Origin of the sequence: Rhodothermus profundi, assembly GCF_900142415.1 — a bacterium.
Lineage (GTDB): Bacteria > Bacteroidota > Rhodothermia > Rhodothermales > Rhodothermaceae > Rhodothermus > Rhodothermus profundi.
In genome coordinates this window covers 139,598-156,976 of record NZ_FRAU01000003.1, presented here as the reverse complement: position 1 = coordinate 156,976, position 17,379 = coordinate 139,598, and the positions used below count along the sequence as shown (strand labels likewise).

Below are 17,379 nucleotides of genomic sequence, written 5' to 3'. Positions count from 1 at the left end.
CGGGCGTGCGAGCGCAACGGCATCAGTTTACACCAGTCCAAATCGCTTGCGTAAAATCCACTCAGCCGTCAGGAGTACAATCAGCAAAAGCAAAGGAGGCCAGGTCAACCGCAGGCGCCATTCTGCCCGCACAGGCTTTTTCGCTGGCGTAAGCAGGCCGGTGCGTTGTAGCGCAGCCGTCAGCTCAGTGGCTTCTGCCAGCGTAAAAAACTGGCCGCCCGTGCGCTGGGAGAGCTGGTGCAACAGATTCCAGTCAGCCCATGGCATTTTGAATTCCTGGGTGGCAGCACCAATGGAAAAAAATCCGCTGTCAGCCCCAATGCGTTCTGCATTTCGATAGGCTTCGGCACGGTATCGATACAGTCCCTGTCCCAGGTTATCGATTTCCAGGCGGTAGCGACCGTTTCCGACCGGCTCCATCCGAAACGGATAGCGCGTGCTGTCAGCATCCCATACGTCGACGGTCACCGTTGCGTTGTCAACAGGAGCCAGCCGCTCATCGTAGACCTCGCCCATGAGGCGCACGGGCTCATCTTCGCCAAATGCTTCGCGTGCTGGCCGGACGCGTACGTACTGCTTTTCGGTAGGTGCTGTCAGCCACTGAATTAAATGATCCAGGAGGGTTTCCCAGAAGATGCGCAGCTCATCAAAGGATGCCGGCAGGTTACTCCAGCGCCAGGTTCCGCTTCCCAGCAGCATAGCGCGGCGATGCCCGCTGCGTTCCTGTACAAGGAGGAGGGGAACAGGTGGGACACCATCTACTGATTCCAAAGAATGCCCGGTAGCCAGCAGACGGGCGTCTGGCGCTACCATCCACCTGGATGGGGTGGTTCGCAAGGGGGGAAGTTGGCCAAGGGTCGCAGGAATTCCGTTAGGCAGGTCAAAGATCGCGTGGGTCCGTGCTGCTGGCTGTAGTTGAAAGACAACGGTCATGTATCCAGGCAGGATCTGCTCTGGGCGTGCTGGTAGCGCGTCGGATAAGACAGACAGGCGACGCAGATCTGTGCGAGGGCTTAGCAGAAATAGAACGGGCACGTGCTTGAGCGCTGTTGCAAGACGCCTTAGCGTGGACGCATCGGCTTCGCGTCCAGGATAACCTGCGAGGATGATCAGATCAAAAGTGTCCAATGTGTCGGGCAAGGGCCCGCCGTAAAAGCGTCGGGCGTCGCGTTGCACCCGGGTGGTTACCTCCAGGTCGGCATTCTGGGTAAGTAATCGTTGCAGATTGGCAAGGTCAGGTTCTGGTGCGGCGCCGAGCAGTAAGAGACGTCGGCGCCGTTCTAGAACGCGTACAATGACGCTTTCTCCGTTATTGCTCTCTGAAAATTCTCCCTCAACAGGATCAACACGAACCGCTATATGATGCAAACCTGGCTGGTCAGGTTCATAGGTAAACGAAATGGTCGCCTGTTCTTCCGGTGCAGTAAGCACATGTTTTCGACGCGCAACTTCTTGTCCGTTCACTTCAAGGACCAGGGTTATTTCTGTCTGGGCGAAGCCACGCGCTTGCAGGTGCACAGCAACAGGTAGACGGGTGCGTACATACGCGAGGGTATTGGTCTCGATCCGGTCGATCCAGACATCCCGGGGGCGCGTCGTATCGCCTACAGCAATCGTGAAAACAGGGATTCCAAGTTGTTCTGCCTCATAAAGGGGGGAGGGACCTGTGTTGAACTGTCCATCTGAGATCAGCACCACAGCCTGTAGCCGGGGGTGTCGTTGGTAAGCTTCCAGGATTGCCTGATGTACATTGGTGCGCGTCTGGCGAAACCGAAGCGAATCGGCCAGTTGTTGTGGATCGTCAGGTAGTGGGCGCAGTGTTGCACCGAAGCCATAGAGATGCAGTTGGGCTGTTTGCAAAGCGTGCCAGGGGAGGGCGCGTTGCAGACGCTGCGCCAGGTGGCGGCTGCTATCGCGCGCGGCCAGCGGTAGACTGGCGCTGTCATCAATCAACACGACTATTTCGGGACGGATCTGCCGGTAAATGGTACGGATCAGTAACGGGTCAGCCATCAGGGTAAGCAGCAGGCCCAGCGCGCTGCTGCGGAGCAGGGTCAGTATCAGGCGCTGGTTCCGGTTGAGATGCGATGTGCGCCGATAGATCCAGGCAGCAAAAGCCCCTGTCAGGCCGAGCAGAAGTACATAGACAAAGAGGGGCCAGGCGAGCTGGAGCATGGGCAATTTCTGTTATTGCAACACAAAAAAACCCGGCAACATAGCATCAACCCTCAAGATCTGCGGAGGATTCTCCAGACCACGATCCATCCACACAGGCAAATCCGGCCGGTGCTCAGCCAGTAGCTGCCGACAGGCTCCACAGGGTGTTCCCTGCGTATCCTTTAGGCAGGATAGAAAAAGCGCCTGCCATGCAGCCGGAGTAATTCCATAGCTTAATGCCGTCCCAAGCGCGTTACGCTCGGCACAGAGCGTCCGCGTCCAGTCAGGATGCTCGACATTAACTCCAGGGATGCACCGCCCATCTTTCAACTGCAGCAGGCAACCTACCGGAAAATCAGAATGCGGCGCCCAGGCGCGCCTGGCCACCTGACGCGCAACCGGAATACCCTGCTGCAGGGTCAATTGTCCGTTCCAGAAAGGCGTCAATGGTTCGCGCAATCCTGGCAATGCTTCAGGCGAAGCTGTAAGGAGATCTGCACATTCCACTTCTGGCAGGATTCCCAATTCCTCTAAAAAGGCACGAGAGGACACGTCCACAGGCTCCGAAAATGCAGCCGCCACTATGTCCCGGCGTCCCAGTGCAACCGCTGTCGTCCACGCATTCTGCAACGGCGGGATTGTCAGGGAAAACGAGGCGCTCTCAACGCGAACACCTGGGATCCAGGCACCGTCCGAAAGCAACAGGACCACCGCGGCGGGACGCCCCGAGTAGGGAACATAGGCGCGGCTTTTTACTTCGCGAACCAGCGTCCGCAGTTGCTGTAGTATAGCCGAGACAGCCACAGGACCCTCATGGATCATTTGTAAAGCACGGGACATATCCCAAGCGCGTGCATAAGTTTCGAACGGAGGTCCGTCTATCGTCTAGAAAAAGCTGTGCTCCGCCATCTGTACTTCGAACTTTTTATCGCGCTTCGCTACCTTCGAGGCGCCCAGGGCCGGGAAGAAGGACGTCGGTTCCTCCGCTTTATCACATACATTGCCATTGGCGGAGTAACCGTTGGCGTAGCAGCGTTGCTGCTAGCGCTTTCCATTGTACATGGTTTTAGCCAGGAGATTGAAGCCAAACTTACAGGGTTCGGCGCACATGTTCAGGTTGAGAACTTACGCGACGCCCCGCTGGCAGAAGCTTCCTGGATGGAAGCTGTTCTGCAGCGCATGCCGGGGGTGCGCACCGTTCGGCCAGTCATTCAAGAATTTGTCCTGATTCGGCGTAGTCGTCGGGAAGTAGACGGTGTAGCCCTCTGGGGAAGTCCCACTCTTCCTGCCTACCTGCAGCAGCATCTGGTGGCCGGGACAGCCTCCTTTGCCCCGGACAGTCTTGGACGCCCCGGGCTCATCATTGGACGCCAGCTTGCAGAACAACTTGGTCTGCGTCCGGGCCACCTGGTCACCCTTTTCTCTATGCGCCATCTTCCAACCGGCACGCGGCCTCGCGTGCGCGTCAGACAGTTCTATATTGCAGGTTTGTATGAAACGCTGCTGGCCGATTTTGACCACCTTTACGTCTTTACCTCCCTTGAGGCGGCGCGCGCCCTGCTGGCGTACGGACCAGATGAAGTCACACGCTTTGATCTCACGCTTCAGGATGTTCAGGAGGCATCGCACATTGCGCGCCAGATTGAAGAGTATTTTGGACTTCCGGTCATTGCCCGCACCATCTATGAGGTCTTTCGCAATCTGTTTGCCTGGGTGCGGCTTCAGGAAAGCATCATTCCGCTGGTTATCAGTATTATCGTGATTGTAGCCGCCTTTAACATGTTAGCCATGCTCTTGATGGTGGTTCTCGAAAAAACCCGAGAGATCGGCATTTTAGCAAGCATGGGTGCTTCTCAGCAGCGGCTGCAACGGCTATACCTGATACTGGGGCTGCTGACCGGAACGATCGGTACCCTGCTCGGTGAGCTACTAGCCCTGGGCCTAGCGCTGCTGCAACAACAGTTGGGGATTATCCCATTGCCGGCTGAGGCCTACTACATGCGCACAGCGCCTGTTGCTCTCCATGCAGTTGACTTCATCCTGGTTGCTTTCGTTACTATTTTATTATGTGGGCTAGCTTCCTTTGTGCCCGCCCGCATTGCTGCCCGCATGAATCCAATCCAGGTTATCCGCTTTCATTGATACATACAGGGCTTATGCAGCAGGGGGCTCACATTCAGCTTCGGGTGTTACTTTTCAGCGTGCTCCGCGAGCGTCTGGGGCAACATGAGCTGTGCGTATCCATCCCCCTGCCCGCTACTGGCACCCGATTGCTGGACTACCTGGCCGAGCAATACCCGGAAATTGCTACCTACCGGTCGGTTCTGCGGCTGGCTGTCAATCGGGAGTACGTGCCTGAGTCGGTCGAACTGCATGAAGGAGACGAAATTGCACTGATCACGCCCGTGAGTGGTGGCTAACCTGCAACTGAACACAACCCGTTCCTATGGAATACCGGTCATCCACCGTATGGCTTCGTCTGCTTCATGAGCCGCTTCCTATAGCGGAAGCGGTATCGTTTCTGCAAGTACCAGAGGCAGGTGGTCTGTCTCTGTTTCTGGGCACGACGCGCCGATGGACCGATCAGCGCGAGACGCTTTCGCTCTTCTATGAGGCCTACGAAGCGATGGCCTTAGGCGAAATGAGGCGACTGGCAGACGAAGCCTGCCGCCAGTGGCCTGTTTGTCGGCTCTGCCTCTGGCACCGCCTGGACGAAGTGCCGGTCTGCGAGATCAGCGTACTGGTTGGCGTGGCCACCCCGCACCGCGCCGAAGCCTTCGCCGCCTGCCGCTTTCTGATTGACACGCTTAAGCGCCAGGTGCCTATCTGGAAACGTGAGACCCTTTCGGATGGACAGAACATCTGGGTTGAGGAAGGCATTCCCGAAGCTAAACGTCGGTAACGCCTCATGCAGGTCGCTTACCTGCAGTACAATCCAGCCTACCTTGAGCGAACGCGCAACCTGAAGCGGGTTGAAGCGCTTCTTGAAGGTGTGGAGGCGGATCTGATTGTACTACCTGAGCTCTTTGCCAGTGGTTACTTCTTCAAATCCATTGCAGACCTGGAAGCAATTGCTGAACCTGTACCGGACGGACCTACCACGCAGTGGATGTTTGCGTGGAGCCGAAAGACGGGAGCGGTACTCGTGGGTGGCCTTCCGGAACGCAGCGGCACGCAGCTTTTCAACAGTGCCGTTGTTGTAGGTCCCGACGGTCTAATCGGGCGCTATCGTAAGATACACCTTTTTTACGAGGAGAAGCTGCATTTCAGTCCCGGGGATCTGGGATTTCCGGTTTTTGACGTAGCCGACCGAAGCGGTCAGACTTATCGGCTGGGAGTTATGATCTGCTATGACTGGTACTTTCCGGAGGCGGCCCGTACGCTGGCATTGCAAGGAGCTGATGTGATTGCGCACCCGGCCAACCTGGTGCGCCCGGATTGTCCCCGGGCTATGCCCATCCGTGCCCTTGAAAACCATGTGTTTACTATTACAGCCAACCGCTATGGCATGGAGTCCAATGGACGGGAGACGCTCCGTTTTATCGGGCGCAGTCTGATCTGCGACCCTGCAGGCCGGGTACTTCAGGAGGCGCCGGCGGAAGGAGACCAGGTAGGCCTTGCTACGATTGACCCCCGAGAGGCTCGTACCCGTCGCATTACTCCGCACAACGATCTGTTTGCGGATCGGCGGCCAGCGTTTTACCGACTGAGCTGAGGCTGCAGCAGCGGCAGCGTTGCCAGATTTTCCCGGATTCGCTGCTCTGGATCGGGATGGGTATCAGGCTGAAACGGTTCACCGGTCAGTTGCTCATAGACCTCAATGTACCGCCGGGCAATTTCTACGCGCACCTCGTCTGGAAGGTCAGGGAGCTGCTGACCGGGCTGTCCCATGAATCCACGGGCCATCAGCCATTCCCGCACAAACTCTTTGGAGAGCTGGCGCTGCGGCAGCCCTTTGCGCAGCCGCTCCTCGTACTCATCGGCATAGAAGTAACGGGAAGAGTCCGGGGTATGGACTTCGTCAATTAATCGAATCGTTCCTTCTTCATCGATTCCGAACTCATACTTTGTGTCCACCAGGATTAGTCCCCGTTGGGCAGCCATCTCTGCGCCGCGTCGGTAGAGCGCCAGGGCCATTGCTTCGATGCGGTCAAAGGTATCGGCATCCAGCAGGCCGCGCGCCAGAATTTCTTCCCGGCTGATGTCCTCATCATGACCTTCTGTGGCCTTGGTGGCTGGCGTCAGGATGGGTTCAGGAAGCCGGGCGTTTTGCACCAGGCCCTCGGGGAGACGCTTGCCGCACAGCTCGCGCTGGCCACTTTGGTAGACCCTCCAGGCATGTCCCGCCAGATAGCCCCGCACAACAAATTCGATAGGGATCGGGCGGCACCGCCGTGCTACGGTTACGTTCGGGTCGGGCACGGCCTCCACGTGATTGGGGACCAGGTCGGCGGTATGGCGAAAGAAGTAGGCAGCCAGTTGGTTTAGCACCTGTCCTTTAAAGGGAATGGTCTGACGCAAAATATGATCGAACGCAGAAATGCGGTCGGTCGTGACGATTACCAGATGTTCGTCCACCGTATAGACATCACGCACTTTCCCTCGGTAAGGCGGGCCCAGTTCCCGAAGATTGGTCTCCCGAAGGGTTCGCTCCAGTTGGGCCTGTAGGAGGGTCTCTGTAATCATGGGCTCAGGTGCGTCCGCAATTACTTGAATATCGGATGTTTAGCTGAGGAACAACCAGCACTTCCTGCGGAGGGTCTTGCCGGACTCCTTTAACGCGTTCCACAAGCAGCCGGGTTGCTTCGCGTCCAACCGTATGCATGTTTTGCGACACGCTGGACAACCCGATATATTCGCTCACCTTAATGTCGTCATAACCCACCAGAGCTACATCTTCGGGCACTCGCAGGCCAGCCTCACGCAGCGCCTTCCAGGCCCCGATGGCCTGGACGTCGCTACTGGCGAAGACAGCAGTTACCCGCGGCTCGATCTTTAGCAGGTCCTGCATGGCTTCGTAGCCCGCTTCTTCACTAAACCCGGCATGCTTTTCGGTTTTGCCGGCGCGGATCAGTTCTGGGTCAAACGGGATGCCGGCCGCTTCCAATGCTTCCCGATACCCGGCGATGCGGTCAAGCTGCAAGCTTCCTTCTGTGTGGGAGCGGATCATGCCGATGCGACGGTGACCGCAGGCGATCAGATGTTCCACGGCCGCTCGGGCACCGGCCCGGTCATCCCAGTAAAAGCAATCAAAGTCAGTATGATGATAGCCCACCATTACAACAGGAGCATGCAGGGCGCGCAGCTCTAGCGTAAGTTTTTCATCGACTGGGAGCCCGATCAGGAGCAGCCCATCAACTGCTCCGCGCCGTAGAAAGTTCATTAACTTCTGCTGGGGATATCTAGATCCCAGGTCACTCAGCAGCAGGTCGGCGTCTACATTTTCCAGGGCCGTGCGAACGCCTTTCAGCAGTTCATTATGAAATGGCGTGGTAAACGACGTAACGGCCACGGCCAGCACGCGCGTTTTCTTTTGCGCCAGGGTTTTGGCCGTCCGATCGGGGCGGAACTGCAATTTCTCGATTGCCCGAAGGACGCGTTGCCGAGTTTCCTCGGAGACGTCGCTGGAGTTATTGAGCACGCGAGAAACGGTTGAGATGGCAACGCCCGCTTCGCGAGCAACGTCGTAGATGGTCACCTTGTCTTTCTTCCGAGAACGGATGCGCTGCGCCATAATGCGGGGCCTCCAGGTTATGCTTAAACGGTCAGCTAACAGGGTTGAGGTTGTTTCTTCACGACAGAGCGTAATGTTCCCGGGTAATATAACTTTGTTTCTGCAAACAGGAAACGCTCGCTCATTTATTTCAGCAATTGATCAATATTTTTTTCATATCTTTGAAAAATGCCGAATCTATCTTAAAAGATAAAGGAAATAGAACAAATCCTCGAATTCCTGCAGAAGGCTCTGATGATTCAGGAGATACGCAAAGAGGAGCTTCACGGGACAAAACGACACCTGACCCGGAAAAAGGAGGGGGCACAATCCGGGTAGCCCGCACCCCATCTCTTGCCTGCACTCCTGGCTGCCAGGCAGTTCAGGGCCCGGACTCATAGGCAAGGTGCTGACGCCTGAAATTTGACCGAGCTATGGCGGTACGGTGTCGATTGGGACCGCTTCCAACCCGAAGCGACGCAGGCGATTATGTTGATTTTCTATTTTTGGGTTTTTAATTAAAAATAAAACTGAGTTACATCCCCACCACCATCGGAGGAAGCGCCATGCCCAAAGCTACCCCACTCTGTATCCTGGCCATGTTATGGCTGGCCTGGCCCCTGCAGGCCCAGAAAACCGACTATGTATTCAACGTACCGGTCAGTGACAACTTTCAAGACCCCTACACGGTAGGCTACCATTCTGGCGCACGCGGCGCCTACGGCCCCTGCGACATGGACGGCGACGGCCTGGTAGAGGTGCTGGTAACCGACTACTCAGGAGGCGGCCGCGTCTACGTCATCGAAAATAAAGGCGTGGACACCTGGGAACTGGTCTATGCAACCCCGTGGGTTGACTCAACCAGCACCTCCTACAACAGCCGGTTTGCGGTGTGTGGCGACCTGGATGGGGATGGCAAAGGAGAGTTTATGTTTTTGTCCGGGCGAAACTACAGCGCAACCAACCCGCTGGTTGGCCAACTGAATCTACGCCCCGGCCTGTTTGTCTATGAGTTTACAGGAACCGATGACGATTACGGTACCGGACCCGCCTCCATCTATGACTTTCCGGACGACCTACCGGATCGCTGGGTCAGCGAGCAAATGACGGTTCTGGATGTAGACGGGGACGGACAACAGGAATTGCTCTTTCCCAACAATGGACGCAATAACCGCTACGACAACTGGTATATCCTCTCAGTAACCGGAGACATTGGGAGTGGCTTTGAAGTCTGGGTGGAAGAGGTCCGGATTAGCAGCCGCGCTTCTGAAGATTTTGACCCGGTCAACCGCGGCGGTGGAAGCCCCTACGCCATCCTGCCCGCTGACCTCGATGGGGACGGCTCCTACGAGCTGTCCATGCACTCCTGGAACAATTTTAACTTCACCAATGGCGATGTCATTGGCCCGAACCAGTATCAGTTCCCGGATGCCAATGCGCAGAACGTGTACGTGCGGGCTTCCAATCGCGATCACGTAGCCCTCTTTGGCGGTGTCGTGGTGGATATTAACGGCGACGGAGACGATGAGGTCTTCTATCCCAACTTTTATACCGGACAAATCGCCATACTCAACTACGAAAGCGGAGAAAATCCCCTGGAAATCACAACCGAACAGCTCATCTTTCCCCTGCTGGAAGGGCCAACCAATCTGGGAATCACCGCAGGGGATCTAGATGGCGATGGACACATGGAACTGATCGGTGCCGGCTACTCCTACTCCGGAAAAGCCTTTACGGCCGGGGAACCCTCTTACTTCATCCGTATAGCCGAATTCACCGGTACGGACCCAGAGGATCCCAACGCCTACACGTTGCTGGACGTTAACACGGCGCTGCCCATTGACAGCACTACCTTCAATGTGATCTTTCGCGACTCGGCCGGGGTGCGCAGCCGCTACTATGAACCCAGCGGCGGCAATGACCCATACTTCCCGGCTAAGCTGGCCTATCTGGGCGATCCCGATGGGGACGGCAAGCGAGAGGTTGTGGTCTCGTTCCAGGGCGTAGATGATAGCCTGGATACCTACGATGAGGTGTGGACCGAATCGGTGCAGGCGCAACAGTGGACCCTGGCGCGGAGTGGACGGGACGTTGCCTACTCCTCCAGCAACAACCTGGTACTCTTTCTGACAACCGCAGCCGCCGCTAAACAGGATCCTCCGCTGCTGCTGGCGCTGGATCCAGATGATGGATCGGAGGTGGATACCCTGGATCTGACGGGCGTAAGTGGGGGAGATGAACCACTCAATGCGCTGGCTGCCAGCGGAGCAGTCCTCGCGGCCACCAACTTGGTTAACGACATCAGCACCACAGCGCTGCGTCTCTATCTGTGGACCGGCGCATTTACCGGCGCGCCGCGGGTTATCTTGGACACCACGCTTGCCTCCGGCGGCCGCTTTGGCAACACGCTCGGTCTGATCGTCGGGGGCGACACCGTTGTCTTTGTCGGGGGCGATACGCAGATCCTGCGCACCGGAAGCGACGGCCAGCTCTTTCTCATCAACCTGCCCGCCCAGGGGGCAGCCTCTGGCGGTATTGCGGCCGTCAGTGCTACGCAGCTCTGGATTAACGGAGCAGGCCAACCGGTGCGCCTGATTGATGATGCTGGACAGGTGCTGGCTACGATCGATGCCAGCGTGGTGCCCCTGGATGCGGCCAGCGTAGCCCACTATCGGTTCACGCCAGATTTTGCCGAATTTACCGTAGACCTGCTGGCCGTTGGCCCGGATAATGCCGGAACCTTCTACCTGGTCGATGTAACCGATCCGCAGAATCCACGCCTGGTCGGAACGACCAGCGCGGGCAGTGGGGCCTCAATCAGTGGGGTAGGCGGAGCCGTAACGATGGACACCCGGCAGCGGCAGATTGTGGGACTGGTCCCCAATGCGTCGGTCACCGCCTATCCGTTCACGTACGGCTACGTGCGCACGCTGCGGGAACGGAAGGCTGCGCCCGCCCGCGCCTTCATGCGCATCATTGCTTCGGACGGCCTGACCGTGGATATTGATCAGGAACGGGTCATTCTGCCCTCCGACTACAAACTGTCGGCGGCCTATCCCAATCCCTTCCGCGAACAGATGCAGTTTACCGTTACGCTACCGCTGGCCAAGCGCATTACGGTGCGCATCTACGATATGCTGGGACGGACGGTGCGGACGCTGGCCCAAGATGCGCTCTATGGCCCCGGCACGCACACCTTTAGCTGGGACGGCACCGACGCAGCAGGCAATCGCGTTGCCAGCGGGCTCTACTTCTACACCCTGGAGTTTGGTCACTTCCGCAAGGTTGGTCGGGTGATGCTGGTACGGTGAATTGCTGCGGGGCCGTCCTGGCAAGCACTCCTGCGGCCAGGACGGCCCCCGGTTACCGAGAGGAGGGACGATGACAGGAAAGCACGGGTTGCTACTGGGACTGCTGGTTGTACTGGCATTTCCGGGATGGGCCCAGACCGGAAAACTGGCGGGCTACGTGTGGGACGCCGAAACCGGCGCGCCGCTTATCGGCGCAACCGTCTATATTGAAGAGACGGGCCAGGGCGCTGTTACTGACATCCAGGGCTATTATGTGGTGCTTAATCTGCGGCCCGGCGTCTATACCGTACGTTTCTCCTACGTAGGGTATGAAACCGTACGCTACACAAACGTGCGCATCATCTCGGATCAAACCCGAACGCTTGAAGTGCGCCTCAAACCCGCCGCCGTCACAGGGGAAGAGGTCGTAGTTACGGCAGAGCGTCCTCTGGTCCAGCGCGATCTCACGTCCTTTCGTAAAACCGTCGTGGCCGAAGAAATTCAGGCCCTGCCGGTCGAAAGCTTTCTGGACGTGCTGGCCCTGCAGGCCGGGGTAAACCGCGGCCCCTCTGGCGAACTCCATATCCGCGGCGGACGAAGCACCGAAATTGCGTACCTCGTCGATGGGCTGTCAGTAGGCAACCCCTTCAATGCCAACGGACTCGCCACGGAAGTGGCCACCAATGCTATTCAGGAATTGACCGTCATCTCCGGCACGTTCAATGCGGAGTACGGACAAGCCATGTCGGGAATCGTCAACGTGGTAACCAAGGAGGGCGGTGAAAAACTGGAGGGGACCTTTAGCCTCTATGCCGGCGACTATCTCACGCGACATGGCGACATCTTCTATATACCTCCGGGCATTCAACGAAACACTACCACTATTGAAGGCACGCTGGGTGGCCCTGTGCCGCTGACTCGAAAAAAACTGCGCTTCTTTTTCTCGGCCAGACGCGACCATTCGTTAGGCCACCTCTGGGGCATCCGGGAGCATCTACCATCCGACTCGGCCAACTTCAACGTCAACCCCTGGTACTACGAAATTCAGGGACGCCCCTGGACTGCCTATGGAGACTCGCTACCCGTGCCTCGTGAACGCGTGCCCATGAATCCCCGCACCAGCTCAAACCTACTCCTCAAACTTACAGCCCGCCCCTTCCAGACTGTGAAGGTCGAGTACACCCACCTGCGAGACTGGGCCCGGCGCAAACCCTTCGTCTTTGTCTATCGCTTCAACCCGGATGGCGTCGTTACCTACCGGGACTGGAGCCGCAATCATGCCCTCCACATCACGCATACGCTCTCATCGCGCACGTTCTATACCATTCGGCTCTCCTATGCCACGCACTCTTTCCGGTCGTATCTGTATAAAGATCCCACCGACCCCCGCTACGTGTCAGACGGACGGATCATTGGTTTTCCCGGCAATCAGTTTCTCTTTGGAGGAGATCAGAAAGATCATGTGTATGAGGATAGCCGTTCCTGGCGCGCCAAAGTAGACATCACCCATCAGTTCGGACGTATCCATCAGGCTAAAGCAGGCATCGACTGGAACGTCCACTTCCTCTCACGCGAAAACTTCGTGGTGCTCTACGATGGCAACCAGTATCGCCAGCCCACCGTACCCCCTCTTGAGTCGCCGGCCCATGATCGCTATCGGAACCGCCGCGTGCTTATCTGGAGCGCCTATGTCCAGGACAAAATGGAATTTGAGCAGTTTATTGTGAACGCCGGCATTCGCTTCGACTACTTCTGGCCTGAAGGCGAATACATCCCCAATTTGCTGGATCCACTGGGACCGCGCCGGCGCTCGCGGCCCCGGTATCGGTTCAGCCCACGGCTGGGCATCTCGTTTCCGATCACGGAGACGGGCTTTATCCACCTGTCCTACGGGCATTTTTACCAGATGCCGCCGCTGCGCAATATTTACATCAACCCGGAGTTTGAATTCGGCGTAGGCACCACCCCGACGTTTGGCAACGCCAACCTGCGGCCTGAGCGTACGGTAATGTACGAGATCGGCCTGCAGCAACAGTTGGGAGCGCGGGTGGCCATCGACGTTACCGTCTACTACAAGGACATCCGGGATTACCTTACGCTGCAGACCGTCCAGTTCCGAACAGCCAGCGACCCGCTTTATCGCATCTATCTGAACAAAGACTACGCAAACGTCAAGGGGCTGACATTCTCGCTGACCAAACGACGTGGCCCCCGGGACCCACTGGCCGTCTCGCTCGACTACACGTTCCAGATCGCTGAGGGTAACCGGGACGATGCCAATGCCTTCTACTTCAACTTCCTGTCCGGACGTGAAACACCCCTGGAACTGGTACCGCTGGATTTTGACCAGCGCCACGTGGTCTCTGGCTCCGTAACCTATGGAGCCGCAAACTGGGGCGTCAGCCTCAAGGGACAGTTCTCGACCGGCTACCCGTACACGCCTGAGCTCATCAACCAAAAGGTTGACCTCAAACCAAACAGCGCGCGTAAACCGTCACAGCTTACCGTGGACCTGTACGCTTACCGGACCTTCAAGCTGGGGCCGGTTTCATTACAGCTTTTTACGCGCGTCTACAACCTGTTTGACCGACTCAACGAACGATTTGTCTTCAACGATACAGGACGCGCTACCTACTCGCTGGCGCGCTACCGTAACCTGCACGCTACCTGGGAGCCGCACTACGGCAAACCGGGCATCCATACGCTTGAGGAGTACCTGACCCGCCCTCACTGGTTTGGACCACCGCGCGAAGTGCGCGTAGGAATGTCCCTGGCCTTCTAAAAGCAGAGAAAGAACGATGCGTACGACGGCTGTTCTGGGCGCGCTGCTGCTGAGCTATCTGGTTGGCATGCATGCCGCATGGGCGCAGTCGCCTGAGGAATGGCGCGAGGGACGCCGCCGCGGATGGACGCTCAAGCAGGTGTACCGCTGGTACACCTACCTGGAGCAACAACCGCTCCAGAATCAACTGGACTGCCCGGACTACACCACCCGTCGTGACGTGGTGATGAATGGCAACAAGATCACCACGCAAATCACCAACTTCGGCTCTATTTCCAGTCCGGGCAATACAATTACTGACATTGTCTGGAATGGCCTCGGCTATGGCTATGAGTTCGGGCCATTCGTCGCCGCTGAAATCATTGACGAGGGGCATAAAGATCCCCAGAGCGTGCCCATGCGCGATGAGCAGGGCAACATTGTCTATGACGCCAATGGGGACACCATCTGGGTCATGCATATTGTTTCCGACGGACTGGTCTCAAACGGCGGAGAGCGCTCACCAGATGGCAAAGAGTGGTGGGGCTGGCAGCCTATTCCCTGTGCGCAGCCCGTAGGGTCTTTTGAGGGACTGGAAGTGGTGCACCCGGAATCCGACGAGATTCCTACCAGCGATGCCCCGGATCGCGATCTTGACGGTCGTCCCGATTCCTGGCCAGAGAGCTGGTACAACCCTAATCTGCGCCAGTATGTATGGCCGGGCGCGCTGCGACAGGGCGCTTCTAACGCGGATAAAGAAGCGCTCTACTTTATGAACGATTACGCTAATAAGGAATTCCACTACTATCCCTTCCCGGATGACTCTACCAAACGGGGGCTGGGCTTGGAAGTCGAGGTGCGCGTCTATCAATGGGCCAATCCGCTCGCCGAGGATGCCATCTTCTTTGTGTACAAGATTACCAATAAGAGTCCAAAGGATCTGGAAAAGGTCATCTTCGGCATGTGGGGCGATCCGCATGTGGGAGGACCCGGCGACTGGCATGATGATCTGGCCTACTTCGACCGTCGCCTGAACATGGTTTATGCCTGGGACGCCGACGGCCGATCGGACATCCCCGGCCGCAAACCCGGATACTTCGGCTTCAAATTTCTGGAAAGCCCGGGCATTGACTATGATGGCATCGACAACGACGGCGACGGTATGGTCGACGAGTCATGGTACGATGGCATCGATAACGACGGCGACTGGGATCCGGAGCGCGATGACGTAGGCATCGATGGCATACCGGGCACTGGCGATGAAGGCGAGGGAGATGGCCTGCCTACACCTGGCGATCCCTACGACATCCGGCGCCCGGGCGAACCAAACATCGACTTTACGGACATCGACGAAAGCGACATGATCGGGCTGACGAGCTTCGCCTCGCCGCCGTTTGCAGGCAACCGCATCAGCAACGACGAGCGGGTGTGGGGCTTTGTGCGGCCCGGCCGTTTTGACGAGGTGCCCCCAGAACCGGGCGACTATGTGTTTATCTACGGATCGGGGCCGTTCCGGCTACGGGCCGGCGAAACCAAGCGGTTCTCCATCGCCCTGCTAATGGGCGAAAACCTGGAGGACTTGATGCTCAATGCCGAGATCGTGCAAGAGATTTATAACGCCGGCTACCGGTTTGCCAAGCCACCTGAAAAACCTCACGTCGTGGCCGTGCCCGGAGATCGCAAGGTAACGCTCTACTGGGACAACCGCGCTGAGTACTCCATCGACCCGCTCAGCGGGCGAAATGATTTTGAGGGTTACGTGATTTACCGATCCACCGACCCCGAATTTGCCGACCTGCAAACCATTACCGACATCAACGGAACGCCGTTTCTTTACGAACCGCTCAAAATGGTTACCGGCGTGCCTGCCCGCTTTGACCGGATCAACGGGATCAAAGGACTTTCACCCGTGCCCTATCCGCGCCGCGGCGTCGCCTATTTCCTGGGTAATGACACTGGACTGCGGCACACGTTTGTGGACTCGAATAACGTCATTAATGGCCAGCGCTATTTCTATGCCGTGGTCGCCTATGACCATGGCGCTCCAGACCTGGGCATTCCTCCCAGCGAAACCAGCAAAACCATCACCTACAACCCGGAAACGGACACGTACATCTTCGATGTCAATACCGTCTCCGTGGTGCCCCGTCCGCCGGCTGCTGGCTACGTGCCGCCCAAGATCATACCTGATCTGCCTTCAGCAACCGGGCCGGTAGCGCATGTGTCCGGACACGGAACCGGTACCATTCGCATCGACATCATTGATCCGATGGCTGTGGAAGATGACAATCCTTATCGCTTGATTTTTGAAGAGGTAGACGGACAGCTTGTCTACTCCGTGATCGACGAAAAGCCGGTGGAAGTAACCATTGAGGTGGGACGCGTAGGGAAGTCGGCGGGGCTAGGCCACCGCAATATCATCCCGGAAACTTTTGAGTTGCTCCATAACGGACAGCCCTTGCAAGAAGGCGTTGACTACATGCTCAACCCCCGGGCAGGCCGGGTCATCTATCTGGATGGGGGAGCGATTGTGCCCGGCATGAAACTGCTGGCCCGTTTTCAGTACCGGCCTATCTATCGCAGCAATCTCCTGAACTTCGAGGAGGCCAATCCCATCTTCGACGGGCTGCACCTGTTTGTGCAGAATGATTCGCTGGCCATTGATACGGTGCACACGGGATGGGTGCAGGGAGGATCCGGAATTACCTACCAGGTGCGCGTGGCCACCGCTGGTCCGGGCCGCGTGGGCGTGCCCTATGATTACGAAATACGCTTTGCGGATACCATTGTGGATACCAGCTTTGCCACCCGGTTGCCGCTGCCATTCCGGGTTTACAATCGAACCCGCGCTAATGAACCCGTTGATGTCTTTGTACCGGATGTAAACCGTAATGGGCGCTGGGATCTCCACGAGCGGATCATTATCCTGGAATACCCGGACAGTTCGCCCATTGCTACCTGGGAGGTGCGCTTCTTTGACCCTGAAAATCGGGGCGTCATGCCAGGAGAAGGTGATGTGTTTCAGGTGATAACGCGCAAACCCTTCACGCCCGAGGATGTCTTTACCTTCCGCACGCGTGCAGCGCGCACGGAGCCAGAGAAGGTGCGACGGGAAATGCGGGAAATTTACGTGGTACCCAACCCGTACGTCGCTACGAACATCCTCGAACCACGCAATCCTGTTTCCCGGACCCGGCGGGGCGACCGGCGTCTGTACTTTGCCAACCTGCCGCCACGGTGCACCATCCGCATCTATACGCTGGCAGGGGAGCTGGTTGATGTCATTGAGCACGATAGTCCCATTGATAATGGGATTGCCTACTGGGATCTGCGCACGCGGGATAATATGGACATTGCCTACGGGCTCTACATCTTCCATGTTGAGTCGGAAGAGGGGACCTATGTTGGAAAGTTTGCGGTCATCAAGTAACAGACTGTTGCAACTGTTTGTACTTGTT

At 57.3% G+C, this 17,379-nt stretch carries 11 protein-coding genes; 7 read left to right on the top strand and 4 right to left on the bottom strand.

All coding sequences use genetic code 11. The annotated features are described in order from the left end of the window. Positions 1 to 27 precede the first annotated feature (27 nt). Positions 28 to 2,175: a hypothetical protein gene (locus BUA15_RS05775; protein ID WP_072715029.1), complete on the bottom strand. Its 2,148-nt coding sequence runs from the start codon at positions 2,173 to 2,175 to the stop codon at positions 28 to 30. A 12-nt stretch (positions 2,176 to 2,187) separates the two neighbouring features. Next, positions 2,188 to 2,997, bottom strand: coding sequence for a cytidine deaminase (locus BUA15_RS05770; protein WP_245771943.1), 810 nt, complete (start codon positions 2,995 to 2,997; stop codon positions 2,188 to 2,190). 57 nt (positions 2,998 to 3,054) lie between these two features. Between BUA15_RS05770 and BUA15_RS05765 the strand changes: the two genes are divergently transcribed. From BUA15_RS05765 to BUA15_RS05750, 4 genes are read left to right on the top strand one after another with little or no spacing between them, the layout of a single operon-like run. Next, complete coding sequence (locus BUA15_RS05765; RefSeq protein WP_072715028.1) at positions 3,055 to 4,299, top strand: ABC transporter permease; 1,245 nt, start codon at positions 3,055 to 3,057, stop codon at positions 4,297 to 4,299. Positions 4,300 to 4,313: 14 nt separating this feature from the next. Next, complete coding sequence (locus tag BUA15_RS05760) at positions 4,314 to 4,577, top strand: MoaD/ThiS family protein (RefSeq protein ID WP_072715027.1); 264 nt, start codon at positions 4,314 to 4,316, stop codon at positions 4,575 to 4,577. Positions 4,578 to 4,603: 26 nt separating this feature from the next. Continuing rightward, positions 4,604 to 5,059 carry a molybdenum cofactor biosynthesis protein MoaE gene (locus tag BUA15_RS05755; RefSeq protein ID WP_072715026.1) on the top strand — a complete coding sequence of 152 codons (456 nt, stop codon included), beginning with the start codon at positions 4,604 to 4,606 and terminating at the stop codon, positions 5,057 to 5,059. Between the two features lie 6 nt (positions 5,060 to 5,065). Continuing rightward, positions 5,066 to 5,872, top strand: coding sequence for a nitrilase-related carbon-nitrogen hydrolase (locus BUA15_RS05750; protein WP_072715025.1), 807 nt, complete (start codon positions 5,066 to 5,068; stop codon positions 5,870 to 5,872). On the opposite strand, the gene BUA15_RS05745 is transcribed toward BUA15_RS05750, so the two are convergent. After that, positions 5,857 to 6,843: a phosphoribosylaminoimidazolesuccinocarboxamide synthase gene (locus BUA15_RS05745; protein WP_072715024.1), complete on the bottom strand. Its 987-nt coding sequence runs from the start codon at positions 6,841 to 6,843 to the stop codon at positions 5,857 to 5,859. The two genes, BUA15_RS05750 and BUA15_RS05745, sit on opposite strands and share 16 nt — an antisense overlap. 4 nt (positions 6,844 to 6,847) lie before the next feature. Beyond that, complete coding sequence (locus BUA15_RS05740) at positions 6,848 to 7,891, bottom strand: LacI family DNA-binding transcriptional regulator (RefSeq protein ID WP_072715023.1); 1,044 nt, start codon at positions 7,889 to 7,891, stop codon at positions 6,848 to 6,850. Positions 7,892 to 8,436: 545 nt separating this feature from the next. Between BUA15_RS05740 and BUA15_RS05730 the strand changes: the two genes are divergently transcribed. From BUA15_RS05730 to BUA15_RS13835, 3 genes are all read left to right on the top strand, one after another. Further along, positions 8,437 to 11,181: an FG-GAP-like repeat-containing protein gene (locus BUA15_RS05730; RefSeq protein WP_245771942.1), complete on the top strand. Its 2,745-nt coding sequence runs from the start codon at positions 8,437 to 8,439 to the stop codon at positions 11,179 to 11,181. A gap of 70 nt (positions 11,182 to 11,251) precedes the next feature. Further along, positions 11,252 to 13,942 carry a TonB-dependent receptor gene (locus BUA15_RS05725; protein WP_072715021.1) on the top strand — a complete coding sequence of 897 codons (2,691 nt, stop codon included), beginning with the start codon at positions 11,252 to 11,254 and terminating at the stop codon, positions 13,940 to 13,942. A 16-nt stretch (positions 13,943 to 13,958) separates the two neighbouring features. After that, on the top strand, positions 13,959 to 17,351 hold the full coding sequence (locus tag BUA15_RS13835) for a hypothetical protein (RefSeq protein ID WP_072715020.1): 3,393 nt from the start codon (positions 13,959 to 13,961) through the stop codon (positions 17,349 to 17,351). Positions 17,352 to 17,379: the final 28 nt, after the last annotated feature.